The organism is Microbacterium sp., from assembly GCF_047606685.1.
Lineage (GTDB): Bacteria > Actinomycetota > Actinomycetes > Actinomycetales > Microbacteriaceae > Microbacterium.
Genome location: NZ_JASGEC010000061.1, coordinates 25179 through 50849 on the forward strand (window position 1 = coordinate 25179; position 25671 = coordinate 50849).

The window sequence follows — 25671 nt, forward strand, 5'->3', positions numbered from 1 at the left end:
GCGCGCAGAAGAAGGCAGGATGGCTGACCACTACGAGGTCCTCGGAGTTGCCCGCGACGCGAGCCCCGACGAGATCAAGAAGGCGTACCGGCGGCTTGCGCGCGAGCTGCACCCGGACGTGAACCCGGGCGAGGAGGCTTCGGAGCGCTTCAAGCTCGTCACGCACGCCTACGACGTGCTGAGCGACCCCGAGCAGCGCCGCCGCTACGACCTCGGCGGCGACTCCGCGTTCGGCGGCGGCTTCTCCGGCGAGGGCTTCGGCGGGTTCGGCGACATCTTCGAGACGTTCTTCGGGGCGGCCGCGGGCGGTCGGCAGGGGCGGCCGCGCTCTCGCCGCGAGCGCGGCCACGACGCTCTCGTGCGGGTCACGCTGCAGCTCGGCGACGTGGTCTTCGGCGCGCACCGCGACATCGAGGTCGACACCGCGGTGCTGTGCGAGACGTGCCAGGGCTCGTGCTGCCAGCCCGGCATGCAACCCGTGCCGTGCGACATCTGCGGCGGCGCCGGGCAGGTGCAGCGCACGGTCCGCAGCCTCCTGGGCAACGTCGTCACCAACCAGCCGTGCGGCTCGTGCCAGGGCTACGGCACGGTCATCCCGCACCCGTGCGCCACGTGCCAAGGGCAGGGCCGCGTGCGCTCGCGCCGCACGGTGTCGATCGACATCCCGGCGGGCGTGGAGACCGGGATGCGGCTGCAGTTGCCGGGTTCGGGCGAGGTCGGGCCGGCGGGCGGCCCGAACGGCGACCTCTACCTGGAGGTGACGGTGCAGGGCCACGACGTGTTCAGCCGCGACGGCGACGACCTCCTCGCGACTCTCGAGCTCTCGATGGCCGATGCGATCCTCGGCGCCTCGACGACCATCGAGGCGCTCGACGGGCCGGTCGAGCTGGAGCTTCGCCCTGGCACGCAGGGCGGCGACGTGCTCACCGTCAAGGGCCGGGGCATCACGGCGCTGCGGGGCACAGAGCGCGGCGATCTGCGCGTGGGCGTGCACGTGGTCACGCCCACGCGGCTCGACGCCAAGGAGCGAGCTCTTATCGAGGAGTTCGCCAAGCGCACGAAGGCCCCGCCGCCCAAGCTCGCCGAGTTCCACCAGGGGCTGTTCGCGAAGCTGCGCGACCGCTTCCGCCAGAGCGCCTGAGGCAGCCGCGTCGTGGTGCTGCACTTCCTCGTCGACGAGGCGACCGCCCAGCCCGGCGAGACCATTGTGCTCGCCGGCGCCGAGGCGCATCACGCGGCCGTCGTGCGGCGCGTGCGCGCCGGCGAGGCGGTGACCGTCGGTGACGGGCGCGGCGTGCGGCTGGCCGGCGCGGTCGAGAGCGTCGAGCCGCGCGAGGTCGTGGTCCGGGTGTCCGCGCGGGAGGACGTGGCGGCCCCCGCGCCCCGGCTGACGCTCGTGCAGGCGCTCGCGAAGGGCGACCGAGACGAGCTCGCGGTGCAGGCGGCCACCGAGCTCGGCATCGACACGATCGTGCCGTGGCAGGCGGCCCGCAGCGTGTCGCGCTGGGACTCGGCGAAGGCCGAGAAGGGCCGCCGCCGCTGGGCCGCCATCGTGCGGGAAGCGGCGAAGCAGGCGCACCGGGCGTGGGTGCCCGAGGTCGCGCCCGTCGAGACGACGCGCCAGCTCGCGCGGCGAGCCGAGGCATCCCGTCTCCTCGTGCTGGAGCCGACCGCCGACGTGGCCCTGTCGAGCGTGAGCCTCGACGGCGGGCGCGATCTCGTGCTGGTGGTGGGCCCGGAGGGCGGCATCGCGTCGGAAGAGCTCGCGACGCTGCGGGATGCCGGGGCCACACTCGTGCGCCTGGGCGACACGGTGCTGCGCACCTCCACGGCCGGCCCCGCCGCCATCGCCGTCGTGAGCGCGACGCTCGGCCGCTGGTGACGCGGGGCGGCAAGGCCCGCCCGTCCCGAGCGGAGGGAATGTGCCGGGCGGAGGATGCTTCCGGCGGTCTCGATCCTCCGCCCGGCACATCAACTTCCCCTAGCAAGGCCCTTCGCCTCACTCGGCAGCAAGAAGAGCTGTTTGCCGATATTGAATCGCGTCTACGAACGCGGGGTGGCAGGTCCAAGGATCAGCGGGTTGTTCTTGAGGTGATTCGTGGTCCGATTCTGTCGCTCATTGACACGGGTCTTGCATGCGAAGAGGTCGGGGCTCTTTCGCGTGTTCGCCCGGCGGGAGTAGCGCACATTGTTGCAACAAGAGGAGCAGAGTGACAGGACCGCCCCCGCCCCAGAGCCGCTGGTGACGCCCGAGACGAAACGCGGCGACCGTGCCAGAACGCTCGGCGCGTTTCGTCTCGCTTCGCTCGCTCAACGACCGGGGGTCGGTGGTCGCTCGCCCATCGACCGGGCCCGGCGGCTTCTAGACTGGGAGGCATGAGCGAGCCCTCGATCTTCACCCGCATCCTGAACGGGGAGATCCCGTCGGAGATCATCGCGGAGACCGAGGACGTCTTCGCGATCCGCGACATCGCGCCCCAGGCGCCGGTGCACCTGCTCGTCATTCCCAAGACGCAGGATTATCGGGATGTCGTTGAGCTCGCCGCCGGCGACCCCGCGCTGCTCGCCGAGGTCGTCGCCCTCGCGCGGCGGGTCGCCGACGAGCACTCCGACGGCGACTTCCGATTGATCTTCAACACCGGCGCCGGCGCGGGGCAGACGGTGTTCCACGTGCACGCGCACGTGCTCGCCGGGGGGCTGGACGAAGCGGGGCTTGGTGGCTGACGCATCCGATTCCGACCGCACGGTGGAGACGATTCTCGCCGACGGCGTGGCGATGGTGCAGCTTCTCGGTCCGCAAGACCGCCTGCTGCGCATGGTCGAGCGGGAGCACCCCGACGTCGACGTGCACGTGCGCGGCAACGAGATCACGCTGACCGGCGACGCCGCCGCGGTGGCTGCCGCGCGCGTGCTCGTCGACGAGCTGCTCGCGATGACCCGGGCCGGGCACGACCTCGGCCCCGCCGACGTGTCGTCGTCGAGTCGCATGCTGCGCAGCGACGGCTCGCCGCGGCCATCGGAAGTGCTCGGCGAGGCGATCCTGTCGTCGCGCGGAAAGGTGATCCGCCCCAAGACGCTCGGGCAGAAGGCGTACGTCGACGCGATCGAGGAGAACACGATCGTGTTCGGCATCGGCCCCGCCGGCACCGGGAAGACCTACCTGGCGATGGCGAAAGCCGTGCAGGCGCTGCAGCGCAAAGAGGTCGAGCGCATCATCCTGAGCCGCCCCGCGATCGAGGCGGGGGAGCGGCTCGGATTTCTGCCCGGCACGCTGACCGACAAGATCGACCCCTACTTGCGGCCGCTGTACGACGCGATCAACGAGATGATGGACCCCGAGATCGTGCCCAAGCTCATGGCGACGGGAACGATCGAGGTGGCCCCGCTGGCGTACATGCGCGGTCGGACCCTCAATAACTCGTTCGTGGTGCTCGACGAGGCGCAGAACACGACGCCCGAGCAGATGAAGATGTTCCTCACCCGACTCGGTTTCGGCACGCGCATGGTCGTGACGGGCGACATCACGCAGATCGACCTGCCCGAGGGCGCCTCCGGGCTGCGGCTTGTGACCCGCGTGCTGAAGGACGTCGACGACATCCACTTCGCGCACTTGAGCAGCGCCGACGTCGTGCGCCACTCGCTCGTGGGCAAGATCGTCGACGCGTACAGCGCGTACGACGAGCAGAAGCTGGCGTCTCGGCACGAGCGCGAGCAGGCTGCGGAGTTCGCCAACCGCGCCGACCGGCGCAAACAGGCGTCAGGCCGGCCGGGGCCGCGCGACCGCTTCCCCCGGCGCGACCAGAGGGGCACGCGATGACCGTCGAGATCACCAACGAGTCCGGTGTCGAGGTTGACGAGGCGAAGCTGCTGCGGCTCGTGTCGTACGCGCTCAGCGACCTGCACGTCAGCCCCGACGCCGATGTGGCGATCGTGCTCGTGGACGAGGGCGCGATGGAGGCGCTGCACGTGCAGTGGATGGACGAGCCTGGGCCGACCGACGTGCTGAGCTTCCCGATGGACGAGCTGCGGCCGGGCACGGAAGACATGCCGACGCCGGCGGGGCTGCTCGGCGACATCGTGCTGTGCCCGCAGGTCGCGGAGGCGCAAGCCCGCGAGGCGCGGCACTCGACACTCGCCGAGCTCGTCATGCTGACCACGCACGGGCTGCTGCACCTCCTCGGCTTCGACCACGCCGAGCCCGCAGAAGAGCGCGAGATGTTCGGCCTGCAGCGCGAGATCATCATCGGCTTCGAGCACTCCGAACGCCGCCGCCGGCGATCATGACACCCGTCCTCCTCCTCGCCGGCGCCGTCGTGCTCGTCGGACTCGGCGGCCTCATGGCGGCGATCGACTCCGCCCTCGGCGTCACCTCGCGCGCCGACATCGCCGAGCTGGGAGAGACCGGCCGCAACGCGGCGGCGTTGCGCAAGATCTCCGCCGACCCCGACGCGCACGCCCACGCCGTCGTGTTCATCCGCGTGCTGGTCGAGACTGCGGCGGCGGTGCTCGTGACCGCCGCCTTTTTGATCCTCTTCAACAACATCTGGTGGGCGATCCTCGCCGCGGCGGTGCTGATGACGGGCATCTCGTTCGTGCTGGTCGGGGCAAGTCCGCGCACGGTCGGCCGCCAGCACGCGAAGGGCTTGCTGCGCGGGTCGGCTCCGGTGACCCGCGCGGCGCGCGTCATCATCGGCCCCCTCGCGCACGGGCTCGTCGCGCTGGGCGCCCGGGTCACTCCGGGCGTGCCGCGCGGCGCGTCGTTCACGTCGGAGGAGCAGCTGCTCAGCATGGTCGACGAGGCCGCCTCCAAAGACCTCATCGAACAGGACGACCGCGAGCTCATCCACTCCGTCTTCGACTTCACCGACCGCATCGTGCGCGCCGTCATGGTGCCGCGCACCGACATGGTGACGGTGGATGCCACGGCCACAACGCGCGAGGCCATGCAGCTCTTCCTCGACCGTGGCGTGTCGCGTGTGCCCGTCGTGGCGGGCGACGCCGACGACGTCGTGGGCGTGCTCTACCTCAAAGACCTCGTGCGGTTCGCCTTCCGCGACGAGCGCGCGTGGGGCGACTCGTCGGTGGGCCGCATCTCGCGCAAGGCTGTGTTCGTTCCCGAGTCGATGAAGGCCGAGACGCTGCTGCAGCAGATGAAGCGCGACGCCGTGCACGTGTGCCTCGTGGTGGACGAGTACGGCGACATCGCCGGGCTCGTCACGCTGGAAGACCTCATCGAAGAGCTCGTCGGCGAGATCTCCGACGAGTACGACCCGCGCTCGGCGGAGGTCGTGGAGCTCGAGCCGGGCAAGTTCCGCGTGAGCGCGCGGTTGTCGCTCGACGACCTCGGCGACCTGTTCGGCATCGAGCTGGAGGACGAGGACGTCGACTCGGTGGGCGGGCTCCTCGGCAAAGCGCTGCGCCAGGTGCCGCAGCCGGGCGCGACTGCCGAGGCGGGCGGGCTGGTGCTCACTGGCGGCACGTCGGCGGGCCGCGGCCGAGGGCTGGCGACCGTGTTCGTGGAGCGCGCGGCGGCCGACGACGAGGAGGACACAGATGACGAGTGACCCGGTCCCTGAGCCCGTAGAAGGGCCGCCGAGTGACGCAAGGTCGGGGTTTGCCACCTTCATCGGCCGACCGAACGTCGGCAAGTCGACGCTCACCAACGCGCTCGTCGGCGAGAAGGTCGCCATCACGAGTGAGAAGCCGCAGACGACGCGCCGCGCCATCCGCGGAATCGTCAACCGCCCCGGCGGCCAGCTCGTGATCGTGGACACTCCCGGCATCCACAAGCCCCGGACGCTCCTCGGCCAGCGCCTCAACGACCTCGTGGAGCACGTGCTCGGCGATGTCGACGTGATCGGGTTCTGCGTGCCGGCGACCGAGAAGGTGGGGCCGGGCGACCGGCGCATCGCCGAGTCGCTCGACGGCTATGCCCGCGCGCGCAAGGTCGCGATCGTGACGAAGACGGATGCCGCCTCCCGCGACCAGATCACGCAGCGCCTCATCGAGGTCGACAGCCTGCGCGAGGACTGGGACGCGGTCATCCCGTTGTCCGCGCTGACGCGAGAGCAGCTCGACGTGCTCGTCGACGAGCTGCTCTCGCTCATGCCGGCGGGCCCCGCGCTGTACCCCGACGACGTCGTCACCGACGAGTCGCTCGAGGAGCGCGTGGCCGAGATCGTCCGCGAGGCGGCGCTCGAGGGCGTGCGCGACGAGCTGCCGCACTCGATCGCGGTGACGATCGACGACATCGCCGAGCGCGAGGGTGGCGGACTCACTGACATCTACGCGAGCGTCGTGGTCGAGCGCGACAGCCAGAAGGCGATCATCATCGGCCACAAGGGCTCCCGGCTGCGGGATGTCGGCGCTCGCGCGCGGGCGCAGATCGAGCCGCTCGTCGGCACCAGGGTGTTCCTCAAGCTGCACGTGCGGGTGGCGAAGGAGTGGCAGCGCGACCCGAAGCAGCTCGGGCGCCTCGGCTTCTGACTCCCGGTCGTTGAGCGAGCCGCCCGTCACGCCTCCGGCACGGTGACGACTTCGCCGTTGCGCGGCAGCGAACTGTCGACGGCCAGCGGCGCGGCGGTCGCGTGCTCCGGAAGGGGTAGCGCAGGTCGATCGGCTCCACTCATCACCGCCCTCACCGTCCGCGTGTGTCCCATTGCTGGCCGAGGCTACACGCAACGAGGGGCTCGCTGTGCTTCCGCAGATCCGGGGCATTGTCGCGATCATTGTCGACGTCTGAGCGCAGCGCGCTCAACGCCACGTCATGTCCGCCGCACCGCGTTCTTGAGGCGGACCTTCGACGAGGTGACGCGTCGCCACCGCAGACTCGCGTCGAACCAGGCCGGCGCGCGCACCTCGGGAACACCGCCGTTCATGCGGATGCGCCAACCGTGCCAGTCCAAGAATCGATGGTGGTACCAGCACAGCAAGACGCCGTTGTCGCAGTGCGTCGGACCGCCCTTCGCATACTCGACGACATGGTGGATCTCACACCATCCGGCCGGAATGCCGCATCCCGGAATGATGCACCCGCCGTCGCGGAGCGCGATCGCCCGCCGCTGGTGCCGGTTGAAGGTGCGCTCCTCGGTGCCGATCCGCTCGATGCGGCCGCCCTCGCCGAGCAGGATGCGCTGCACCGCGCCGGTGCACGCGACGCGGTGCGCCGCGGCGAGGGCGACGGGCTCGTCGCATCCCTCGACATGCGCGTATCCGTTGCCGGCGGCGAGGTCTTCGGCCGAGGCGGAGACAATCAGGGTGGGCGCCGCGCCGCCGATGGTGGGCAGCTTGCCGCTGGCGACGGCGACCGACAGCGCGTTGGCGAGAGCGTCGTGCTGCTTCTGCGCCCGGGTGCGGGTGTCGAGCGGCACATCGCCCACCGGCGCGTCGGCGTCGACGAACGCGACACCCGCGGCAGGTGAGAGGTGCGCGTCGAAGATGCGCTGCAGCTGTGCGGCGACCTCGGGCATCAAGATGCCGTCGATCGGTACACCCCGGTCGGTCGGCGTGCGCAGCGCGACGCCCCGATGGTGCATCGTCTTGCGTTCCCTCGGCTCCGCTCCGTCTTGATCGAGCACGGCTGCCCACGCTTGCGCGTGCATCTTCAACTGGTCTGCGCAGGCGGGAGGCGCGGCATCCGGCCCCTCGCCCCGCGCGTGCGCGGCAAGCGTCTCGTCGGCGAGCAGCACGCGTTCGCGGTCAACACGCGTGCCCATTGCCTGCAACGGCGCGGCAACAGCGAGGACGCCGTCGACGCCCACCCGCCCGTCGAGCATGGACTGCCGCAGCGAGGGCAGCATCGGCTCGAGAAGCTCGCCCGTGACGATGGATGCCTCGCGCCGCACCGGCTTGCTCGCGCGCTGGTACCGCGACGCCAACGAGGCGGAGACAAGCGTGGTGCGTTGCACGAGCTCGTTGACGTCGTGGCAGTCGAAGCGACTGGTCATGCGGTCCTCGCGCATCGCGGAGGCCGACCGGGCCGCCACCTCGCCCACGGTCTCGATGAGAAGCGCGTCCAGGCGCCGCTGGGCCTGCCCGGCGAGGGCGAGCGTTTCGACCAGTTGCGACTCGGTCGCCAGCGACAGCTGATCGAGCCGCGCACTCACCTCGGCAGCGTGAGCCTGCAGGCTCTTGAGGCTGTCGAGAAGTGCGTTCATACCCTCCATTCAAGCGAGGGGGTACGACATTCACGGCCTGCGTTTTCCCCGCTCAGGGATAAAAAAACTACTTCTCCTCGGAGGCTGCAAGCGACGCCACGGCTGCCCGGTCTGCGGTGTAGCCGAGTGCGTCGAGCGCCGCGTGGACGGTCCCGATCGCGAGCCTCGCATCGGCGGGCGGCAGGCCCGGCATCACGGCGTGCATCAGCAGGGGGCCGGTGAGCAGAGCGGCGATCCACCCGGCATCCACACCCCCGGCGATCTCGCCGCGACCGATGGCGCGCTCGAGGAAGACGTGCGTCTGCGCGCGCCGGGGAGCGAGGTATCCCGCGATGAACGGCTCGGCCCGCGCGGGGGAGGCATCCATCTCCGCTGCCCACCCGGCGAACCCCCGCGTGACGACAGGATCGGTGAACAACAGGTGCTGTCGACGTTGCGCCTCCACAAGGTCGCCGACGAGCGACCCGGTGTCGATGTCGTCGTCCAACCCGTGCCGCGCGGCGAGCAGGTGGGGCACAACGTCAGCGAGATCGCGGAAGCGGCGGTAGAACGCGGGCTTGTTCGTGCCCGCTCGCGCCACGACGTCGTCGATCGTCACCCGGGGGTACCCGCGCTCGACGACGAGCTCGGCCACGGCCGCCATGATCGCCTCATCGATCGCGGTCTTGCGTGGTCGTCCCGCCTGAGCCATAGTGTTACTAATAGTAACGTAATGGTCATGGACGACGGGGAACGAGGTCGGCGTGTACACAGCGATCGTGCGCGCGAAGGTGCGCAAGACGTTCGAGCGGATCAACGCGGGCGACTACCTCCAGATGGTCGACAGCCTCGCGCCGGAGTTCGAGTACCGCTTCCACGGCGAGCACGCGCTGGGCGGCCGTCGCACGACGCGGGAGGCGATGGTGCGGTGGTGGGAGCGCACGCTGCGGCTGCTGCCCGGCGCAAGCTTCGACGTGCAGGACGTGCTGGTCGGCGGCGGGCCGTGGCACACCCGCGTGGCTGTGCGATCGCTCGTACGTGGCGACCTGCCGGACGGCGGCCGCTACGAGAACACCGTCTTCCAGTTCATGACGCTCGCGTGGGGCCGGGTCACGTCGGTGGAGACAGTCGAAGACCTCCAGGTGCTCGAGCGCGCGCTGGCCGCAGTCGCCGACGCGGGCAATGCCGAGGCGCGCGCCGCCCCTATCGCCGACTGAGCGATCGACGCGTCGCCGCCCCCCGCGGAAACCGGGTGTAGTCTGTCTCCATGCGCGTCGGCACGCTTCTCCTTAGCCGCCGCGGCGAGGCTTCGATCTAGGGCCACTCTCGCCGCGGAGCTCGTCGTCGGCCCGCCACCCGAGCGAGAGAAGAAGCGACACATGGAGAACACGCAGAAGCCGTCCGGCATGCCGGCGCACAGATACCGTCCGTTCCACGAGCAGATCCGCGTGGACCTGCCCGACCGCACGTGGCCGGACAAGCGGATCACGAAGGCGCCGCGCTGGTGCGCGGTCGACCTGCGCGACGGCAACCAGGCGCTCATCGACCCGATGAGCCCCGAGCGCAAGCGCATCATGTTCGACCTGCTGGTGGGCATGGGCTACAAGGAGATCGAGGTCGGCTTCCCGTCGGCGAGCCAGACCGACTTTGACTTCGTGCGTCAGCTCATCGAAGAGGACCTCATCCCGGACGACGTCACCATCCAGGTGCTGACGCAGGCCCGCGACCACCTCATCGAGCGGACGTACGAGTCGATCGCCGGCGCCAAGCAGGCGATCGTGCACCTGTACAACTCCACGAGCGTGCTACAGCGCGAGGTGGTGTTCCGCACCGACAAGCAGGGCATCATCGACATCGCGCTGCACGGCGCGCGGCTGTGCCGCGAGTTCGAGAAGCGCATCCCCGAGACCGCGGTGTACTACGAGTACTCGCCGGAGAGCTACACGGGCACCGAGCTCGAGTTCGCCGTCGACGTGTGCAACCAGGTGCTCGACATCCTCGAGCCGACGCCTGACCGCAAGGTGATCATCAACCTGCCGGCGACCGTGGAGATGACCACGCCGAACGTCTACGCCGACTCGATCGAGTGGATGAACCGGCATCTGAACCACCGCGAGAACGTGATCGTGTCGCTGCATCCGCACAACGACCGTGGCACGGCGATCGCGGCCGCGGAGCTCGGCTACCTGGCCGGCGCCGATCGGATCGAGGGATGCCTGTTCGGCAACGGCGAGCGCACCGGCAACGTCGATCTCGTGGCCCTCGGCATCAACCTGCTGACGCAGGGGATCGACCCCGAGATCGACTTCAGCGACGTCGACCACGTCAAGCGCACCGCCGAGTACTGCAACCAGCTGCCGGTGCACGAGCGCAGCCCGTGGGCGGGCGACCTGGTGTTCACCGCGTTCAGCGGCTCGCACCAGGACGCCATCAAGAAGGGCTTCGAGGCCATGGCCGCCACAGCGGCGGACGCCGGCAAGAGCGTCGACGACCTGGAGTGGGCAGTGCCGTATCTGCCGATCGACCCGAAGGACCTGGGCCGGTCGTACGAGGCGGTCATCCGCGTCAACTCGCAGTCCGGCAAGGGCGGCGTCGCCTACCTGTTGAAGGCCGACCACGCCATCGACCTGCCGCGCCGCCTCCAGATCGAGTTCTCCGGCGTCGTCCAGGCCAAGACCGACGCCGAGGGCGGCGAGGTCACGAGCGAGCAGATCTGGTCCATTTTCCGCGACGAGTACCTGCCGTCGAACGTCGACGACGAGAAGTGGGGGCGGTTCGAGCTGCTCTCCACGCGCACGCGGAGCGACATGTCGGGCGACGTCGCGCTCGAGGTCTCGCTGCGCGACGGTGATGCCGAGTTCGCGGCGACCGGCCACGGCAACGGCCCCGTCGCCGCGTTCGTCGAGATTCTCCGCGAGCAGGGCTTCGACGTGTCGGTGTACGACTACGTCGAGCACGCGCTCAGCTCGGGCGGCGACGCGCAGGCGGCCGCCTACGTCGAGCTGCAGGTCGAGGGCCAGCGCCTGTGGGGCGTCGGCATCGACGGCGACATCTCGACCGCGAGCCTCAAGGCGATCGTGTCGGGTGTGAACCGCGCTATCCGCACGCGCGAGGTTGCCGGCGCGCTCGTGTCGGCCTGACCCGCGCGCTTGGCGTTTCTCCAGATCAGGGTAATTGGCGTGGTCAGGACGTTTCACCACGAAGCGGCCTGACCACGCCAGATCAGGAGATTTGGGCAACGCGCGAGCACGGGCTTCGGCATCGCGAGATCAGGAGATTCCGGACGTCGCGACGGAGGGCGCGCCCCGCGGCCCGGGCGCAGCCCGCGCACGATAATGGTCGAGTGCCCACCTATCGCGACGACGTCGTGGTCTTGCGCACCCACAAGCTGGGTGAAGCCGACCGCATCGTCACACTGCTGAGCCGCCGGCACGGCAAAGTGCGCGCGGTCGCGAAAGGCGTGCGCCGGACGTCGTCGCGCTTCGGCGCGCGCCTTGAGCCGTTCATGGTCGCCGACGTGCAGTTGTATGCCGGGCGCAGCCTCGACATCGTGCAGCAGGCCGAGTCGCTCGGCTCGTACGGCGCCGACATCGCCGCGCACTACGACCGCTACACCGCCGCCAGCGCGATGGTGGAGACCGCCGACCGGCTCAGCGAGGCCGAGGCGAACCCGCAGCAGTACCTGCTGCTCGTGGGCGGCCTGCGTTCCCTGGCGCGCGGAGAGCACGGGGCGCGCAGCATCCTCGACTCCTATCTCCTCCGCGTCATGGCGCTCTCCGGATGGGCGCCGGCCCTGTCGGCGTGCGCCCGGTGCGGCACGCCGGGGCCGCACGACACCTTCGTGGCGCAGCTGGGCGGCGTGGTCTGCCGCGACTGCGCCCCGGCGGGGAGTCCCCGCATCGACTCCGCCACGGTGCAGCTGCTCGAGGCGCTGATGGCCGGTGATTGGGAGACGGTGGATGCCGCGGGCCCCCGCGCCGCGTCCGGCGCCTCGGGTGTGATCGCGGCGTACGCGCAGTGGCACCTGGAGCGCGGCATCCGATCACTCAGCCACGTCGCCGCTGCGGAGACCGCATCGTGACGCCCAAGCCGTACACCCACCGCGACGCGGTGCCGTACCGCCCCGTCGACTGGACGGGCGAGCAGCCGCCCGCGTTTCCCGCCGTGCCGCACCACATCGCGATCGTGATGGACGGCAACGGCCGCTGGGCGAACCAGCGCGGCCTCAGCCGCATCGAGGGCCACAAGGCGGGCGAGGAGGTGCTGCTCGACGTGGTGGCCGGAGCCATCCAGGCCGGCGTCAAGCACCTCAGCGTGTACGCCTTCTCCACGGAGAACTGGGCCCGCTCTCCCGACGAGGTCCGCTTCTTGATGGGCTACAACCGCGACGTGCTGCACCGCCGCCGCGACCAGCTCAATGAGTGGGGCGTGCGCGTGCGCTGGGCGGGCCGCAAACCGCGGCTGTGGGGCTCGGTGATCAAAGAGCTGCAGTTCGCCGAGCGGCTCACGCGCGACAACGACGTGCTCACCCTCACGATGTGCGTGAACTACGGCGGGCGCGTCGAGCTGGTCGACGCGATGCGCTCGATCGGCGACGACATCGCGGCGGGGCGCCTGAAGCCGAGCGCGATCACCGAGAAGCTCGTGCGCCGGCGCCTCTACATTCCCGACATGCCCGACGTCGACCTGTTCGTGCGCTCCAGCGGTGAGCAGCGCACGTCGAACTTCCTGCTGTGGGAGTCGGCGTACGCGGAGCTGGTGTTCCTCGACACGCTGTGGCCCGACTTCTCGCGCCGCGAGCTGTGGCGGGCGATCGAGCTCTATCTGAGCCGTGAGCGGCGGTTCGGCGGGGCGGTCGACGCGCCCGCTGAGTGAGGCGGGGCCAGGCCTATCGGAATAGAACTCGGGCGTGCCGCGGTTGTGCCTGGCATGACAGGCCCCATCACCATCGACGTCTGGAGCGATATCGCCTGCCCGTGGTGCTACATCGGAAAGCGCAACCTCGAGAACGGGCTCGCTGCCACGGCGGAAGACGACGACGCGCCCGACGTGCAGGTGGTCTACCACTCGTTCGAGCTGTCACCCGACACGCCGGTCGACTTCGAGGGCGACGAGATCGACTTCCTCGCCGGCCACAAGGGGGTGCCTCGCGAGCAGGTCCAGCAGATGCTCGACCGCGTCACGGGTGTGGCGGCCGAGGTCGGGCTGGAGTACCGGTTCGACACGCTGCAGCACACGAACACGGTGAAGGCGCACGAGCTGCTGCACTTCGCGAAGGAGCAAGGCCGCCAGCACGAGGTGGCCGAGCGGCTCATGGCCGCGTACTTCACCGAGGGCAGGCACGTCGGCCGCGTCGACGACCTCGTCGCGCTTGCGACCGAGGCGGGGCTCGACCCGGATGCCGCGCGAGACGCGTTGGAGAGCGGTCGTCACCTCGATGCCGTGCGCGCCGACCAGGCCCAGGCCGCCTCCTACGGCATCAACGGCGTGCCCTTCTTCGTCATCGACGGGAAGTACGGGGTGAGCGGCGCCCAGCCTGTCGAGGCGTTCACCCAGATCGCGCGCCAGGTGTGGGCCGAGCATCGCGACGCGGCCTCCCCTTCCAACAGCTAACCGGCTCTTCGCAGTTGACCGTGTAGCTGTGGGGTGCGGTCGGGCGCCGTGTGGAGGTCGAGGCCGATGGGTCCGGACACCCCGGGCGGTTCACTGCCCGGAACCTCACGACACGGAGTCTCCTCGAAACCGGCGGATTCGGTCCACACCTACACCCTTATAGATGCGAAGAGCCAGCTAACCCGCTGACGCCTTCCTACGAACAACAGTGGTGGCCAGGACGCCGCCGCCATATCCAGATCTGCAGACTGCACGCGTTCGGCGAGCCTGTCGTCACCGACCAGAGGCGCTATGGTGAGCGAGTTCCGTATACACTCATCGCGCCTTCGGCGTTGAGACGAGCGATGGCAGCATTCTCTGCTTTGAAATTTCGGCGAGAACGGATCCTCAACAGCTCGGCCCGGACCCAAAACGCAAAATAAGCACAGACCATGGCAGCGCCCGCTATGGTGGACCAGTCCACGCGCTCAAAGCCGAACGCATAGAGAAGGAGCGCACATCCCGCCATGACTAGGCTCGATACGACGTCCGTCCAAGTGTTTCGATGGGGCGTAGAGGAACATCCGCAATCCGAATCTGATTTACGTATAACCAATGTGGCTCGCAAAACGGCACCGGTAGCAAAAAAAATTGCGGCCACGCAAAGCGAGAGAGTTGGGTACGGCCAGCCAGCCAGCAGCCAAACTCCCAGAATTATATCAACTACTATAATTGCAGTCGCTATCAAAAGATTTTTGACTCGGAGTCGAAACTCCGGAAAAGCAGAGATCTTACCGAGCCCCGATACAAGCAATTGACCGCCAGCGACTATTGAGAAGACCAAGACAAGAATATCTTGAATCATCAGGTACTCAAATCATCTCGTCCCGCGTTGTGATCGACTTTCCCTCCAATGTCCTTGGATCGACGCCAGGGAACTCTGAGTTCGTTTGCTCAATGCAAACACGAAACGGCGTCTCGTCGGGGTAGGACGAATATTCGTCGAGAGAGATCGAAACTGGATCACCGAAAGCGACCGGGATTACTCCGCCCCACTCGGGCAACTTCTGTCGATACCAGCCCAACGTCTTCAGTCCGCGAATCTTTGCCGAGCTCTTGAGTTGAGTCTGCTCCACAACTCCGATTATTACCTTGGTGGTGATCATTCCCGAGCTCCTTTCAGGTTGCGGTTAGCAAGGGTAGGTGAAGGCATAGCAAAAGTAACCAAAACGAACGTCAAAGCAGTGCTCGATGCATACTGATTGTGCGGGGTTTGTAATAGCTTGGATGTGGCAATGAACCCTCGAACAAGGCTCATATGCCGCTCTGGCGCTCTTCGGGTTGACCAATTCAAGGCCCGCTCCGACAAAACCTAGGGAGGCTGCCAGTGTTCCTACCACGAAGCCGCGTCTCGAGAAGCGGTCTTTTGAAGTAGTGACCGAGTTGGAATCTTGCGACATATAATTCTCCAATCCAAACCGGAGTACTCAAGAGGAGGAGCGAAGATGAGAACTTCGTTGTATCCAATCTGGAGATGCTCAACTACCACGATCTTCGTATATCAGTCTGCCGAAATTGTCAACCCCCTTGTTGGCTCTTGGAGGGATGAGCGAGTGATCATCATCGACGGGTCGATCGTTCGATGGGTGTACGGTGCAGCGCGTCGAACGAGACGGCACGGCGACCTTGCGGGCGTTGGCGCGAGCGCTGACGGCGGAGTGATTGTGATGAGCTCGATGACTGTCGGCCGGTACCAGCCCACTGACGTGCGCACGTCCGGAGGCTCTGTACGACTCGCAAGAAAATGAGAGCAACAATGCCCACCTTGCTCGGGCAAGCGGACTCTTACCGCGAGTCTGTATGCACATGAGTCAGGTTGGCTCGTAGGCCTAGTAGTGAAATGCGGGGCCCACCTCGACGGGAAGCGCCAAGCGGTGACCACCCCCAGCCGATCAAGTCGGTCAGGTGAGGGCGCCCGGTGTTCCGGTCTCGGACTCGTGATCGATGTGAGCCGCCCGGGCGTCGTGACCATCGCCGCCGAGCACTGACGAGGGCGGTGATCCTTAGGCCGGCAGGTTCTCCTCGATCAGCTCGACGATCGCGGGGTCGTCGGGCTTGACCGGCGGGCGGAACCGGTGCACCGCGCCATCCGGCGTCAGCACGAACTTCTCGAAGTTCCACTGCACGCGGCCGCTTTTGCCGTCGGCGTCCTCTGCCTGCTTGAGCGCCTTGTAGAGGGGTGCGGCGTTCTTGCCGTTGACCTTGAGCTTGTCGAGCACAGGGAAGGTCACGCCCCACGTGGTGGCGCAGTAGTCGAGGATCTGCTCGATCGAGCCCGGCTCCTGGCCCATGAACTGGTTGCACGGGAACCCGAGCACCGTGAAGCCGCGATCGCCGTACGCGCGCTGCAGCTGCTCGAGCTGTTCATACTGCGGGGTCATTCCGCACTTGGAGGCGACGTTCACCACCAGCACGACCTGGGCGTCGTAGTCGGCGAGGGTTGCGGAGCCGCCGTCCGCAGTCTGGAAGGGGATGTCGCGAAGGTCGGGCGTGTCGCTCATTCCACAAGGCTACGGCCCCGCCGCCGGCGAGGGCTCGCGTTCTGGGAGAATAGGGCGGTGACTCTCGCCCTCGCTGCCGACCAGGCCGTGCGCCCGCTGCGCATCGGGCCGATCGAACTCGACGCGCCGGTCGTGCTCGCGCCGATGGCGGGGATCACCAACACGGCGTTTCGCCGCCTGTGCCGCGAGTACGGCGCGGGGCTCTACGTCAGCGAGATGATCACGTCGCGGGCGCTCGTGGAGCGCAACGCGACCACGATGCGGTTGATCACCCACCACGAGACCGAGACGCCGCGGTCCATCCAGCTGTACGGCGTCGACCCCGCGACGGTCGCCGAGGCTGTGCGAATCCTCGTCGCCGAGGACCGCGCCGACCACATCGACCTCAATTTCGGGTGCCCGGTGCCGAAGGTCACCCGCAAGGGCGGGGGAGCAGCGCTGCCGTGGAAGCTCGGCCTGTTCCAGAGCATTGTGAGCGGCGCCGTGCGCGCGGCCGGCGACGTGCCCGTGACCGTGAAGATGCGCAAGGGCATCGACGCCGACCACCTCACGTACCTCGACGCGGGCCGCATAGCGGAAGACGCGGGTGTGGCCGCCGTCGCCCTGCACGCGCGCACGGCCGCCGAGTTCTACTCCGGCGCCGCCGACTGGTCGGCGATCGCTCGCCTGAAAGAGACGGTCACGAGCGTTCCGGTGCTCGGCAACGGCGACATCTGGTCGGCCGACGACGCGGTGCGCATGATGGACGAGACCGGGTGCGACGGTGTCGTCGTGGGGCGAGGATGCCTCGGCCGCCCGTGGCTGTTCGGCGACCTCGCCCGCGCCCTGGCCCCTGCCGCTGTCCTGGTCCCTGAGCTTGTCGAAGGGCCAATGAGCGTGGTGCGGTGCCCTTCGACAGGCTCAGGGGCCGGGGTCGACGCCACGCTCGGATTCGTCGCCGCCGCCTTCCGCCGCCACGCCGAGCTGCTCGTCGAGTTCTTCGACGACGAGGGCAGGGGATGCCGCGACATCCGCAAGCACGTCGCCTGGTACTTCAAGGGCTACCCGGTGGGCGGAGACATCCGGGCACTCCTGGCGACCGTCTCCTCGCTGGCCGAGATCGACGACCTCCTCGCCACCCTCGACCACACCGCGCCGTACCCCGGCTCTGCGGCGGAGGGCCAGCGCGGCCGTGCGGGCAGTCCGAAGCGCCCGGCCCTTCCAGACCGGTGGCTGGACTCCCGCGACCTCGGCGCCGAATCGTCGTGCGAACTCGCGGGCGCGGAGCTCGATCACAGTGGCGGGTAGCGCGCCGCCGGCCCCGGCCGGCTACGGCGCCCACGACACCGAACGCGTCCTGCCTGAGCAGCATCGCTCGCGGCGCGACGACTTCGCCCGCGATCGGGCGCGCGTGCTGCACTCGGCGGCGCTCCGCCGCCTGGCGGCCAAGACGCAGGTGCTCAGCCCGGCATCCCCCGCCGACTTCGCCCGCAACCGGCTCACGCACTCGCTCGAGGTCGCCCAGGTCGGCCGCGAGCTGGCCACGGCGCTGGGGCTGTCGCCCGACGTCGTCGACACGGCGTGCCTCAGCCACGACCTCGGGCACCCGCCGTTCGGGCACAACGGCGAGCGCGCCCTCAACGAGTGGGCGGAAGACATCGGCGGTTTCGAGGGCAACGCGCAGAGCCTGCGGATCCTCACTCGGCTCGAGCCCAAGGCGCTCGACGACGCCGGCCGCAGCCACGGGCTCAATCTCACGCGGGCGAGCCTGGATGCGACGTGCAAGTACCCGTGGACGGCCGACCACCCGCTGCCCGACCCGGGCGGGCGCTTGAAGTTCGGCGTGTACCCCGACGACGAGCCCGTGTTCCGGTGGCTGCGCGACGGCGCCCCCGGGCGCGTGCGCTGCATCGAGGCAGAGGCGATGGACCTCTCCGACGACATCGCGTACTCGGTGCACGACTTCGAGGACGCGGTGGTCAACGGCTACCTCGACCCGGCACGGCTCGCCGACCCCGCCGAGCACGCCGCGCTCGTCGACGCGGTGCAGGCGTGGGTGGGTTTCGACTTCTCGCGCGACGAGCTCGACGACGCCCTGTTCCGGCTCATGCGCCTGGAGCAGTGGCTTCCCGCCTACGAGGCGTCGCGCGCCGACCTCGCGCGCCTGAAGAACCTCACGTCCGAGCTCATCGGCCGGTTCGCCCGGGCCGCGACGGTCGCCACGCGCGAGGCGTACTCTGGGCCCGTGCTCACCCGGTACCACGCCCACGTCGTCGTGCCGCGCGTCATCGAGGCGGAGATGGCGGTGCTGAAGGGCATCATCGGCGCATTCGTCGTGTCGATCGAGGGACGAAAGCAGCTCTATCGCGAGCAGCGGCAGGTGCTGAATCGGCTCGCGACGGCGCTGTGGGAGGCCGGGCCCGACGCACTGGACCCGGTGTTCGCCGCCGACCATGCGGCGGCCGAATCGGATGCGGAGCGACGCCGCGTCGTGGTCGACCAGGTCGCCAGCCTCACCGACCAACTGGCGATCGGATGGCACACGCGCCTGGTCGGCGAAGTCGACGCCGCGTCCATTGGCATCTGGGCCCCCGGCTCCCGCCCCCGGTCCCTGAGCTTGTCGAAGGGCCGCCGACACAAGGATGAGCGCTGATGGCGGGGCGCATCGCGCAAGCCGACGTCGACGAGGTCAAGGCGCGCACCAACATCGCCGACATCATCGGCGAGCGCGTCGCCCTCAAGCCCGCCGGAATCGGCTCGCTCAAGGGCCTGTGCCCCTTCCACGACGAGCGCAGCCCCAGCTTCAACGTTCGGCCCCAGTCGGGCTTCTACCACTGCTTCGGCTGCGGCGAGTCGGGTGACGTCTACTCGTTCCTGCGCAACATGGACCACCTCTCCTTCCAGGAGGCGGTGGAGCGCCTGGCCGGACGCATCGGCTACACGCTGCACTACGAAGACGGGGGAGCGGCCCCCGAGACGAGCGGGCGCACACGCCTGTTCGCGGCCAACGTCGCCGCGGCGGAGTTCTTCCGCGCCCAGCTCGCGAGCGCCGAAGCCGACATCGGCCGTCGCTTCCTCGGCGAGCGAGGCTTCGACGCGGGCGCGGCGGCCCACTTCGGCGTCGGCTACGCGCCGAAGGGGTGGGACAACCTCACCGGCGCGCTGGAGAAGCAGGGCTTCTCCCGCGACGAGCTCAGCGCCGCGGGCCTGGTCTCCCAGGGGCAGCGCGGTGTGTACGACCGCTTCCGCGGCCGCCTGGTCTGGCCGATCCGGGATGTCACCGGGCAGACCGTCGGGTTCGGGGCGCGGCGGCTGCACGACGACGACAACGGGCCGAAGTACCTGAACACCCCCGAGACGACGATCTACCACAAGGCGCACGTGCTCTACGGCCTCGACCTCGCCAAGCGCGACATCGCCCGGGGCGAGCCGAAGCGGGTGGTGGTCGTCGAGGGGTACACCGACGTGATGGCGTGCCATCTCGCCGGGGTCACGACAGCCGTCGCCACGTGCGGCACGGCGTTCGGCGCCGAGCACATCACGGTGCTGCGCCGCGTCATGGGCGACGAGAGCTCGGCGGGCGAGGTCGTGTTCACCTTCGACCCGGATGCCGCGGGCCAGAAGGCGGCGCTGCGCGCCTTCGCCGAGGCCAAGCGCTTCAACGCGCAGACCTACGTGGCCGTTGCGCCCGACGGGCTGGACCCGTGCGACCTGCGCATCCGCAAGGGCGACGGCGCAGTGCGCGCGCTGATGGACGCGAAGGCGCCGATGGTGGAGTTCGTGATCGACCAGCGGATCGCCGGCTTCGACCTCGCCACCGTCGAAGGCCGGGTCGCTGCCCTTCGCGCGGCGGCTCCCGTCGTCGCCGACCTGCGCGACCCCCTGCTGCAGCCCGAGTACGTGCGGGTTCTGGCGCGCCGTCTCGGACTCGACCCGAACGACGTGCGCCGCGAAGTCTCCCGCGCCGGCCGCTCGGGGCCAGATTCGCGCCAGCGGCAGGAGCCGCCACCAGACCAGGCGGCTGACGCCCCGCTCGCGCGTGTGACGCTCGCGTCGCTGCCGCGCCACAAAGACGTGGCGCTCGAGCGCGACGCGCTCATGGGCTTCCTGCAGTACGGCCACCGCATCGATCCCGGCCTGCTGCGCCGGGCGACGGCGCTGGGCTTCCGGCATCCCGCCCTCGACGCCGTCCGCGCAGCGGTGGCCGAGCACGTCGGCGACGCAGCACGGTCGGGCTGGGCGATGCACGCGGTGGAGGCCGTGCGCGAGCCCTACCGAGGACTCGGCGAGGAGCTGCTGGCCGCCGACTTCCCGGCGCGCGACGAGGAGGGCGCCGTGGCGTCGGCGGCGAGCCTCGCGCGGGCCCTCGTGGCCCGCGAGCTGGACGCGCAGAAGGCGGAGCTGCTGGGCGCTGTGCAGCGTGTCCCCGCCGACTCGGAGGACGGCCGCGCCCTGCGGGTGCGGCTGCGAGACCTCGACCTCGAGCGCCGGCGCGTGCTCGCCGACCCCTGAGCCGCCTTGGCGATCGGGCACGAGAACAGGCAGGATGAAGCCATGCCGACAGAGCGAGACACGCACGCCGCGATCGCCTGCGCCGACTTGAGCCTCGCGTGGACCGGGTCGGGCCGGCCGGCCGGCGCGCGGGTGGTGGAGGGAGTCACCTTCACCCTGGCGCGCGGGGGTGCGCTGTCGGTGAGCGGGCCGACGGGGTCGGGCAAGTCGAGCCTGCTCGCGATGCTGAGCGGACGCGCCGACTACGCGCTGCACGTCGACGGGGGCGACGCGATCGTCGAGGGCATCAGCGTCCGCCGCCCGGGCAAGGCCAAGCGCATGCTGGTGGCGTACACGGGCTACCTCGCGCAGGGCGCGGGCGCCCACTTGGATGCGCGGATGACGGTGGGCGACATCATCGCGGAGCCCATCACCAGCCGCGACCGCAAGGTCAACGCCCGCGCGCTCGCCGTGCGCACCGCGGCCTTGCTCGACGAGGTGGAGCTGCCGCTCGGAGCGGCGGGCAAGTTCCCGTACGAGCTGTCCGCGGGGATGCTACAGCGGGTCGCGCTGGCGCGCTCGCTCGTGCTCGAGCCCCGCATCCTGCTCGCCGACGACCCGCTCGCCAACCTCGACATCGAAGTGCGCCACGTCGTGCGCGACGCCATCCTGCGCCGCCGCTTAGAGCACGGGATGGCAGCCGTCATCGCCACGAACGACACCGAGCTGCCGACCGAGCTCGACGCGGCCCGCATCGTGCTGCGGCAGGGCCACGTGGTCGCTCAGGACGGGCCGGACGGCGAGCTGATCTGGACGCCAGGCTCGGGGCCCGACCACCGCGTCGTCGCCTCCTGAGCGCGCGGTCCCGGCCGTCGTCTGGCGGCCCGGGCCTTTGCTAAGCTTGTCGAGTTGTCCGCACGGCGGGCACGATCCTCGGTAGCTCAATTGGCAGAGCAGCCGGCTGTTAACCGGCAGGTTCTTGGTTCGAGTCCAAGCCGGGGAGCGAACGGCCCCGGGCTCCACCCCGGGGCCGTTCTTCGTTCGCGGGCCGGCGTGTCAGGCGTCGATGTCGTCGACTCCCGGCGTCCACTGCTGGCCGGGGCGCCCCCAGCCGCGTTTGCGGGCGATCTTCTGCACGGTCTTCCACGCGCCGTCGTCGAGGCGGTCGATGTAGAGCACGCCGTCGAGGTGGTCGAACTCGTGCTGCAGGATGCGGGCGCGCCACCCGTCGACGGCGAGCCGCACCGGCTCGCCGTCCAGGTCGGTGCCGGTGAGCAGCGCGCGCTCCGAGCGTCGCAGCGGGAATCGCTCGCCGGGGAACGACAGGCATCCCTCCGCCTCCGTCTCCTCGTCCGGCGCGCCCGGCTCGAGCGGAGCAATCCACAGCTCGGGGTTTATCGCCACCCCGCGCCACGGGTTCCCGTCGTCGTCGGCGTAGGCGTACGTGAAGATCCGCAACGGCACTCCGACCTGGGGCGCCGCCAGGCCCACGCCGGGCGCGGCATCCATCGTCTCGAGCATGTCGGCGACGAGAGCGCGGATGTCGTCGGTGATCTCTTCCACCGGATGGGCGGGGGCGTGCAGGACGGGATCACCCATGATGCGAATCGGCAGAACGGCCACGTCCTGAGCCTAGCCGCCACCTTCGGCAGGTAGTGTCGAGGCGTGTTGAGCCAGGAGGCCGATCTCGGGGAGGTCACCGATGTGCTGATCGGCGTCTTCGCCGATCCGGGCATCCTGCTCGGCATCCCGCTCGCGCTGCTCGGCGCCGTCTTCATGTCGTTCGGGGCGCAGTACCAGCACCGCGGCGTGCTCAAGGTCGAGCGTTTGAGCGGCCAGTCCGGCACGACGGGTTTGAAGGCGGCCCAGCTCGGCAGGCTGCTCACGCGGCCGTCGTGGGTCATCGGCACCGCCATGCTCGGGCTGGCGATCGTGTGCCAGCTAGCGGCGCTGTCGTTCGCCCCGCTCATCGTGGTGCAACCGCTCGGCGCGATCGCGCTCGTCATCACGACGCTTCTGAACGCGCGCATCAGCGGGCACCAGCCCACCAAGCGCTCCGTTCGAGCGATCTTCGAGTGCGTCGGCGGCATCTTCCTGTTCGTCATCGTGGCCGCGCTGTTCGCCAAGGAGGAGCCGGTCGCCGACCGCCGGCTCATCACGATCCTCATCATCCTGGCGGTGGTCTCGATCGCGTGCACGGCGCTGTGGCTCTGGTTGCGCCACCGCATGACGGCACTGTTCTACATCGTCGGGGCGGGCGTCATGTACGGGTTCGTGGCAACCCTGGCGAAGGTGGTGATCAGCCGCATCAAAGCCTCCGACTTCGAATGGCTCACGTTGCTCTGTCTCGTCTTCCTCGTGGTCGCGGCAGCCGTCGGCGCGTATTTCGTGCAGACCGCCTACTCGTCAGGCCCTCCCGACCTCGTGATCGCCGGGCTCACGGTCATCGACCCGATCGTCGCGATCCTCATTGGCCTGCTCGTCCTTGGCGAGGCCTCGCACGCGCCGCCGTGGGTTTTCGTGCTGTTCGCGATCGCGGGCGCCATCGCGGTGTTCGGCGTCTTCGAGCTCGCGCGACACCACCCGCAGGTGGTCAGTGAGAGCCAGGAGCTGCCGATTCCTCGGGGCAGCGGTGGCGGCGTCGAGCCGCACCCGAAGACCGGCTCGATCCGCGTCACCGAGGCCGTCGCGAAGGTGTGGCCGGATCCGCCGATCCACGACCGGGACGACAAGGCGGACAAGCACAGGCGCTAGCTACATCGCGGCGCCGATGTACGAGTACTTGACGAACACCTCGGGCGCGATGCCCGCCTCGTCGAGCACTCCCTGCACCGCGGTCAGCATGTAGCGGGAGTCCCATCCCATGTAGAGGAAGCTCTCGTCGTCGAGGCGGTCCCAGTGGCCGTTCCACGACTGGGCGGGGAAGATCGGTCCGCCGCGGCGCGCGCTGAAGGCCACCACCTCGTCGTGGGCGTCGGCCCACAGCCGCCGGAAGACCCGGTTGAACAGGTGCTTGACGTCGTGCACCTCCCAGTGCTCGCCGCGGTACTCCACGTACGCGAACTCGCGGTCCCAGCCGCGCGGCCAGCCGCGGCGGCGTTTGGCGTCGAGGATCGGCGTGAGCCCGTCGTCGTCGATGAGCGTCGCGAGCGGGCGCCGCCACACCCGCACGAACCGGTCGGTGAGCGCGGCCGTGCGCGCCGAGATGGCGGCGGTTCCCCACGACGGCGCCTCGGCGAGCTCGCGCGTGGGGGCGATCGCGCTGCGGGCGTACGCGGCATCCCGCTTGTCCGGGAACGACGCGTCGAACGCGCGCTCGGCGAGCGGCTGCTCGAGCAGCGTGATGTTGCCCAACGACTGCGCGAGGGCGCGATGGCTGTTCTGCTCGTCGTCGGTGTAGTCCGCCCACGCGCGCACGCCGTCGCCGGTCCACTCGTCAGACGGCGCGAGCGGGAACACGTGCTCGACCTCGAGGCCGGCGAGGCTGTCGACCCCGGCGATGCGCCCGAGCACGTACGCGGCGTGGGGGAGGTCGTTGTACTTCAGCGCCACGCGCACCCGCTCGTCGGAGGGCGTGATGCGGGAGATGGCGTGCACGAACGCGTCGCGGCCCTCCTCGCGCGCGCGGCACAGCCTGGCGACGAGCCGCTCGTTCGGGATGCCGACGACCGAGCGGCGCAGCAGCAGCGCCTGCACGAACTCGAGGGTCTCGATCAGCGCGTCGCGCTCGAGCTGGCCGGAGAGGTGGTCGCGGTACGCGCGCATCACGAGCGGGTACATGCCGCGCCCGAACGTGTTGACATAGGCGAGCTGCCGGGCGATCTCCTCATCGGGCGCCTCGCCGGGGTTCAGCAGAGTGCGGTACACCTCGGAATAGGCGCGCCACTGGTCGGCCAGGGCGGGCAGCGTCTCGGCGTCGAGCCGGGGAAAGCGCTGGCGGAACGCGTCGTACACGCCGCGCTCCCCGGCGACAGTGACCTCCCGGCCGGTGACCATCACGAGGTAGTGCCGCCAGAACGCGCCGATGGCGTCGGTGGTGTTCTGCTCGATCGGCACCCAGAAGGCGTCCTCGATCGCGGTCTGCTCGTCGTGCGAGAGGCCCATCAGCACATAGTTGTGGATCAGCTCGTGGTCGCGCAGTGGCGCTCCGGTCGAGTTGAGGCTTTCGAAGATCTGCTGCGCGTGGGCGCCGGCGCCGAGGGTGATCGCGACGTGCTCGAGCTTCTGCAGGCCGCTCCACACGGCGGGCGCCTCGTCGGCCGACACCTGGCTGCGGAAGAACGCGTAGTTGTCGTCGAACCGCGACTCGCGCGGCATCCCGTCGGTGCGGTCGAGAACGACGTCCTCGAAGACGCGCGCCCACGCCCGGTGCGGGCGCAGTTTGGTGCGCCCGGCATCCGTCGCCCGCACGAGCACCCGCTCAAGCTCCGCGGCCAGGCCCGGGTCGGATTCGAGCAGGGTGTGCCGCAGGGCGGCGACGAGCAGCATGATCGTCGTGATGCGCTGCTGGCCGTCGATCAGCACGAGCTCGGGCTCTGACCCCGACGGGCCCCGCGACGACAGGATCGAGCCGATGAAGTGCATGTGGCGGCCGTCGGTGTCGGCGACGGCGCGGATGTCGGCGAGCAGCTGCTCGCACCCGCCGATGTCCCAGCGGTACTGGCGTTGGTACACGGGCACCACGATGTTCGTCTCGGGCGCCGACAGCCACGCGATGGTGTTCACCGCGGTCGCATCGATGTTCGTCGCCCTGCTCATGTGTTCGCGCTCCCGTCGTGCGTTGCCCCCAATACCCTACGACCAGTCAGACGCGGTCCTGGGCATTCCCGGCGGCGTCGCCAGGGACTGCTCAGGGCCCCGGGGTAGGCTTGCCTAAGTTGGGCCTGTAAAAACGTGCTGGCCCTCCTACGAAA

At 69.5% G+C, this 25671-nt stretch carries 24 protein-coding genes and 1 tRNA gene; 18 read left to right on the forward strand and 7 right to left on the reverse strand.

Annotated features, from left to right (window positions below):
- The first annotated feature begins 19 nt into the window (after positions 1-19).
- The 7 genes from dnaJ to era all read left to right on the forward strand — a co-directional run bounded on the left by dnaJ (position 20) and on the right by era (position 6486).
- Positions 20-1141: a molecular chaperone DnaJ gene (dnaJ, locus tag QM611_RS07120; RefSeq protein WP_415079214.1), complete on the forward strand. Its 1122-nt coding sequence runs from the start codon at positions 20-22 to the stop codon at positions 1139-1141.
- Positions 1142-1153: 12 nt separating this feature from the next.
- Entirely contained in the window at positions 1154-1882 is a 729-nt protein-coding gene (locus tag QM611_RS07125) for a 16S rRNA (uracil(1498)-N(3))-methyltransferase (RefSeq protein WP_415079215.1), read from the forward strand.
- A 494-nt stretch (positions 1883-2376) separates the two neighbouring features.
- Positions 2377-2724, forward strand: coding sequence for an HIT domain-containing protein (locus QM611_RS07130; protein WP_415079216.1), 348 nt, complete (start codon positions 2377-2379; stop codon positions 2722-2724).
- A 52-nt stretch (positions 2725-2776) separates the two neighbouring features.
- Positions 2777-3817 carry a PhoH family protein gene (locus QM611_RS07135; RefSeq protein WP_415079349.1) on the forward strand — a complete coding sequence of 347 codons (1041 nt, stop codon included), beginning with the start codon at positions 2777-2779 and terminating at the stop codon, positions 3815-3817.
- Entirely contained in the window at positions 3814-4284 is a 471-nt protein-coding gene (ybeY, locus tag QM611_RS07140; RefSeq protein ID WP_415079217.1) for an rRNA maturation RNase YbeY, read from the forward strand. Before QM611_RS07135 ends, ybeY begins: the two co-directional genes overlap by 4 nt.
- The gene (locus QM611_RS07145; protein WP_415079218.1) at positions 4281-5564 is read left to right on the forward strand and encodes a hemolysin family protein; all 1284 of its coding nucleotides are present in this window, start codon (positions 4281-4283) and stop codon (positions 5562-5564) included. The genes ybeY and QM611_RS07145 overlap by 4 nt, the downstream gene beginning before the upstream one ends.
- Entirely contained in the window at positions 5554-6486 is a 933-nt protein-coding gene (era, locus tag QM611_RS07150) for a GTPase Era (RefSeq protein ID WP_415079219.1), read from the forward strand. Before QM611_RS07145 ends, era begins: the two co-directional genes overlap by 11 nt.
- Positions 6487-6764: 278 nt before the next feature.
- On the opposite strand, the gene QM611_RS07155 is transcribed toward era, so the two are convergent.
- Both QM611_RS07155 and QM611_RS07160 read right to left on the reverse strand, forming a co-directional pair.
- Positions 6765-8156 carry a DUF222 domain-containing protein gene (locus QM611_RS07155; protein WP_415079220.1) on the reverse strand — a complete coding sequence of 464 codons (1392 nt, stop codon included), beginning with the start codon at positions 8154-8156 and terminating at the stop codon, positions 6765-6767.
- A 67-nt stretch (positions 8157-8223) separates the two neighbouring features.
- Entirely contained in the window at positions 8224-8847 is a 624-nt protein-coding gene (locus tag QM611_RS07160; RefSeq protein ID WP_415079221.1) for a TetR/AcrR family transcriptional regulator, read from the reverse strand.
- A gap of 52 nt (positions 8848-8899) precedes the next feature.
- Between QM611_RS07160 and QM611_RS07165 the strand changes: the two genes are divergently transcribed.
- The 5 genes from QM611_RS07165 (at position 8900) to QM611_RS07185 (ending at position 13748) form a co-directional block, all read left to right on the forward strand.
- Positions 8900-9352, forward strand: a complete 453-nt coding sequence (locus QM611_RS07165) for a nuclear transport factor 2 family protein (protein ID WP_415079222.1) — start codon at positions 8900-8902, stop codon at positions 9350-9352.
- A gap of 162 nt (positions 9353-9514) precedes the next feature.
- A complete protein-coding gene (gene leuA, locus QM611_RS07170; protein WP_415079223.1) occupies positions 9515-11275 on the forward strand; it encodes a 2-isopropylmalate synthase in 1761 nt (586 codons plus the stop codon).
- A gap of 203 nt (positions 11276-11478) precedes the next feature.
- A complete protein-coding gene (gene recO / locus QM611_RS07175) occupies positions 11479-12216 on the forward strand; it encodes a DNA repair protein RecO (RefSeq protein ID WP_415079224.1) in 738 nt (245 codons plus the stop codon).
- Positions 12213-13010: an isoprenyl transferase gene (locus QM611_RS07180; protein WP_415079225.1), complete on the forward strand. Its 798-nt coding sequence runs from the start codon at positions 12213-12215 to the stop codon at positions 13008-13010. The genes recO and QM611_RS07180 overlap by 4 nt, the downstream gene beginning before the upstream one ends.
- Positions 13011-13064: 54 nt before the next feature.
- Positions 13065-13748 carry a DsbA family oxidoreductase gene (locus QM611_RS07185; protein WP_415079226.1) on the forward strand — a complete coding sequence of 228 codons (684 nt, stop codon included), beginning with the start codon at positions 13065-13067 and terminating at the stop codon, positions 13746-13748.
- A gap of 289 nt (positions 13749-14037) precedes the next feature.
- Here QM611_RS07185 and QM611_RS07190 read toward each other — a convergent pair whose 3' ends face one another.
- The 3 genes from QM611_RS07190 to QM611_RS07200 form a co-directional block, all read right to left on the reverse strand.
- Entirely contained in the window at positions 14038-14592 is a 555-nt protein-coding gene (locus QM611_RS07190; RefSeq protein ID WP_415079227.1) for a MauE/DoxX family redox-associated membrane protein, read from the reverse strand.
- A gap of 7 nt (positions 14593-14599) precedes the next feature.
- On the reverse strand, positions 14600-14893 hold the full coding sequence (locus QM611_RS07195) for a hypothetical protein (protein WP_415079228.1): 294 nt from the start codon (positions 14891-14893) through the stop codon (positions 14600-14602).
- Between the two features lie 897 nt (positions 14894-15790).
- Positions 15791-16288: a glutathione peroxidase gene (locus QM611_RS07200; RefSeq protein ID WP_415079229.1), complete on the reverse strand. Its 498-nt coding sequence runs from the start codon at positions 16286-16288 to the stop codon at positions 15791-15793.
- A 144-nt stretch (positions 16289-16432) separates the two neighbouring features.
- Between QM611_RS07200 and dusB the strand changes: the two genes are divergently transcribed.
- From dusB to QM611_RS07225, 5 genes are all read left to right on the forward strand, one after another.
- The gene (dusB, locus tag QM611_RS07205; protein ID WP_415079350.1) at positions 16433-17575 is read left to right on the forward strand and encodes a tRNA dihydrouridine synthase DusB; all 1143 of its coding nucleotides are present in this window, start codon (positions 16433-16435) and stop codon (positions 17573-17575) included.
- Entirely contained in the window at positions 17565-18920 is a 1356-nt protein-coding gene (locus QM611_RS07210) for a deoxyguanosinetriphosphate triphosphohydrolase (RefSeq protein ID WP_415079230.1), read from the forward strand. The genes dusB and QM611_RS07210 overlap by 11 nt, the downstream gene beginning before the upstream one ends.
- Positions 18920-20779: a DNA primase gene (gene dnaG, locus QM611_RS07215; RefSeq protein WP_415079231.1), complete on the forward strand. Its 1860-nt coding sequence runs from the start codon at positions 18920-18922 to the stop codon at positions 20777-20779. The genes QM611_RS07210 and dnaG overlap by 1 nt, the downstream gene beginning before the upstream one ends.
- Positions 20780-20821: 42 nt before the next feature.
- On the forward strand, positions 20822-21613 hold the full coding sequence (locus tag QM611_RS07220) for an ATP-binding cassette domain-containing protein (protein WP_415079232.1): 792 nt from the start codon (positions 20822-20824) through the stop codon (positions 21611-21613).
- Between the two features lie 75 nt (positions 21614-21688).
- Positions 21689-21761, forward strand: a tRNA-Asn gene (locus QM611_RS07225).
- Between the two features lie 53 nt (positions 21762-21814).
- Here the strand turns inward: QM611_RS07225 and def are convergent.
- Positions 21815-22381, reverse strand: coding sequence for a peptide deformylase (gene def / locus QM611_RS07230; protein WP_415079233.1), 567 nt, complete (start codon positions 22379-22381; stop codon positions 21815-21817).
- Positions 22382-22423: 42 nt separating this feature from the next.
- Here def and QM611_RS07235 point away from each other — a divergent pair, with 42 nt between their 5' ends.
- Entirely contained in the window at positions 22424-23512 is a 1089-nt protein-coding gene (locus QM611_RS07235; protein WP_415079234.1) for a DMT family transporter, read from the forward strand.
- On the opposite strand, the gene QM611_RS07240 is transcribed toward QM611_RS07235, so the two are convergent.
- On the reverse strand, positions 23513-25516 hold the full coding sequence (locus tag QM611_RS07240; protein ID WP_415079235.1) for a DUF262 domain-containing protein: 2004 nt from the start codon (positions 25514-25516) through the stop codon (positions 23513-23515).
- Positions 25517-25671: the final 155 nt, after the last annotated feature.

What these genes read in the sequence shown, in the direction of transcription:
- QM611_RS07195 (WP_415079228.1), bottom strand. Translation starts at nt 14,893, where the DNA reads ATGATCACCACCAAGGTAATAATCGGAGTTGTGGAGCAGACTCAACTC.
- QM611_RS07160 (WP_415079221.1), bottom strand. Translation starts at nt 8,847, where the DNA reads ATGGCTCAGGCGGGACGACCACGCAAGACCGCGATCGATGAGGCGATC.
- QM611_RS07200 (WP_415079229.1), bottom strand. Translation starts at nt 16,288, where the DNA reads ATGAGCGACACGCCCGACCTTCGCGACATCCCCTTCCAGACTGCGGAC.
- era (WP_415079219.1), top strand. Translation starts at nt 5,554, where the DNA reads ATGACGAGTGACCCGGTCCCTGAGCCCGTAGAAGGGCCGCCGAGTGAC.
- dusB (WP_415079350.1), top strand. Translation starts at nt 16,433, where the DNA reads ATGGCGGGGATCACCAACACGGCGTTTCGCCGCCTGTGCCGCGAGTAC.
- QM611_RS07135 (WP_415079349.1), top strand. Translation starts at nt 2,777, where the DNA reads ATGGTGCAGCTTCTCGGTCCGCAAGACCGCCTGCTGCGCATGGTCGAG.
- QM611_RS07130 (WP_415079216.1), top strand. Translation starts at nt 2,377, where the DNA reads ATGAGCGAGCCCTCGATCTTCACCCGCATCCTGAACGGGGAGATCCCG.
- QM611_RS07190 (WP_415079227.1), bottom strand. Translation starts at nt 14,592, where the DNA reads ATGATTCAAGATATTCTTGTCTTGGTCTTCTCAATAGTCGCTGGCGGT.
- QM611_RS07155 (WP_415079220.1), bottom strand. Translation starts at nt 8,156, where the DNA reads ATGAACGCACTTCTCGACAGCCTCAAGAGCCTGCAGGCTCACGCTGCC.
- dnaG (WP_415079231.1), top strand. Translation starts at nt 18,920, where the DNA reads ATGGCGGGGCGCATCGCGCAAGCCGACGTCGACGAGGTCAAGGCGCGC.
- QM611_RS07145 (WP_415079218.1), top strand. Translation starts at nt 4,281, where the DNA reads ATGACACCCGTCCTCCTCCTCGCCGGCGCCGTCGTGCTCGTCGGACTC.
- QM611_RS07240 (WP_415079235.1), bottom strand. Translation starts at nt 25,516, where the DNA reads ATGAGCAGGGCGACGAACATCGATGCGACCGCGGTGAACACCATCGCG.
- QM611_RS07220 (WP_415079232.1), top strand. Translation starts at nt 20,822, where the DNA reads ATGCCGACAGAGCGAGACACGCACGCCGCGATCGCCTGCGCCGACTTG.
- leuA (WP_415079223.1), top strand. Translation starts at nt 9,515, where the DNA reads ATGGAGAACACGCAGAAGCCGTCCGGCATGCCGGCGCACAGATACCGT.
- QM611_RS07185 (WP_415079226.1), top strand. Translation starts at nt 13,065, where the DNA reads ATGACAGGCCCCATCACCATCGACGTCTGGAGCGATATCGCCTGCCCG.
- ybeY (WP_415079217.1), top strand. Translation starts at nt 3,814, where the DNA reads ATGACCGTCGAGATCACCAACGAGTCCGGTGTCGAGGTTGACGAGGCG.
- dnaJ (WP_415079214.1), top strand. Translation starts at nt 20, where the DNA reads ATGGCTGACCACTACGAGGTCCTCGGAGTTGCCCGCGACGCGAGCCCC.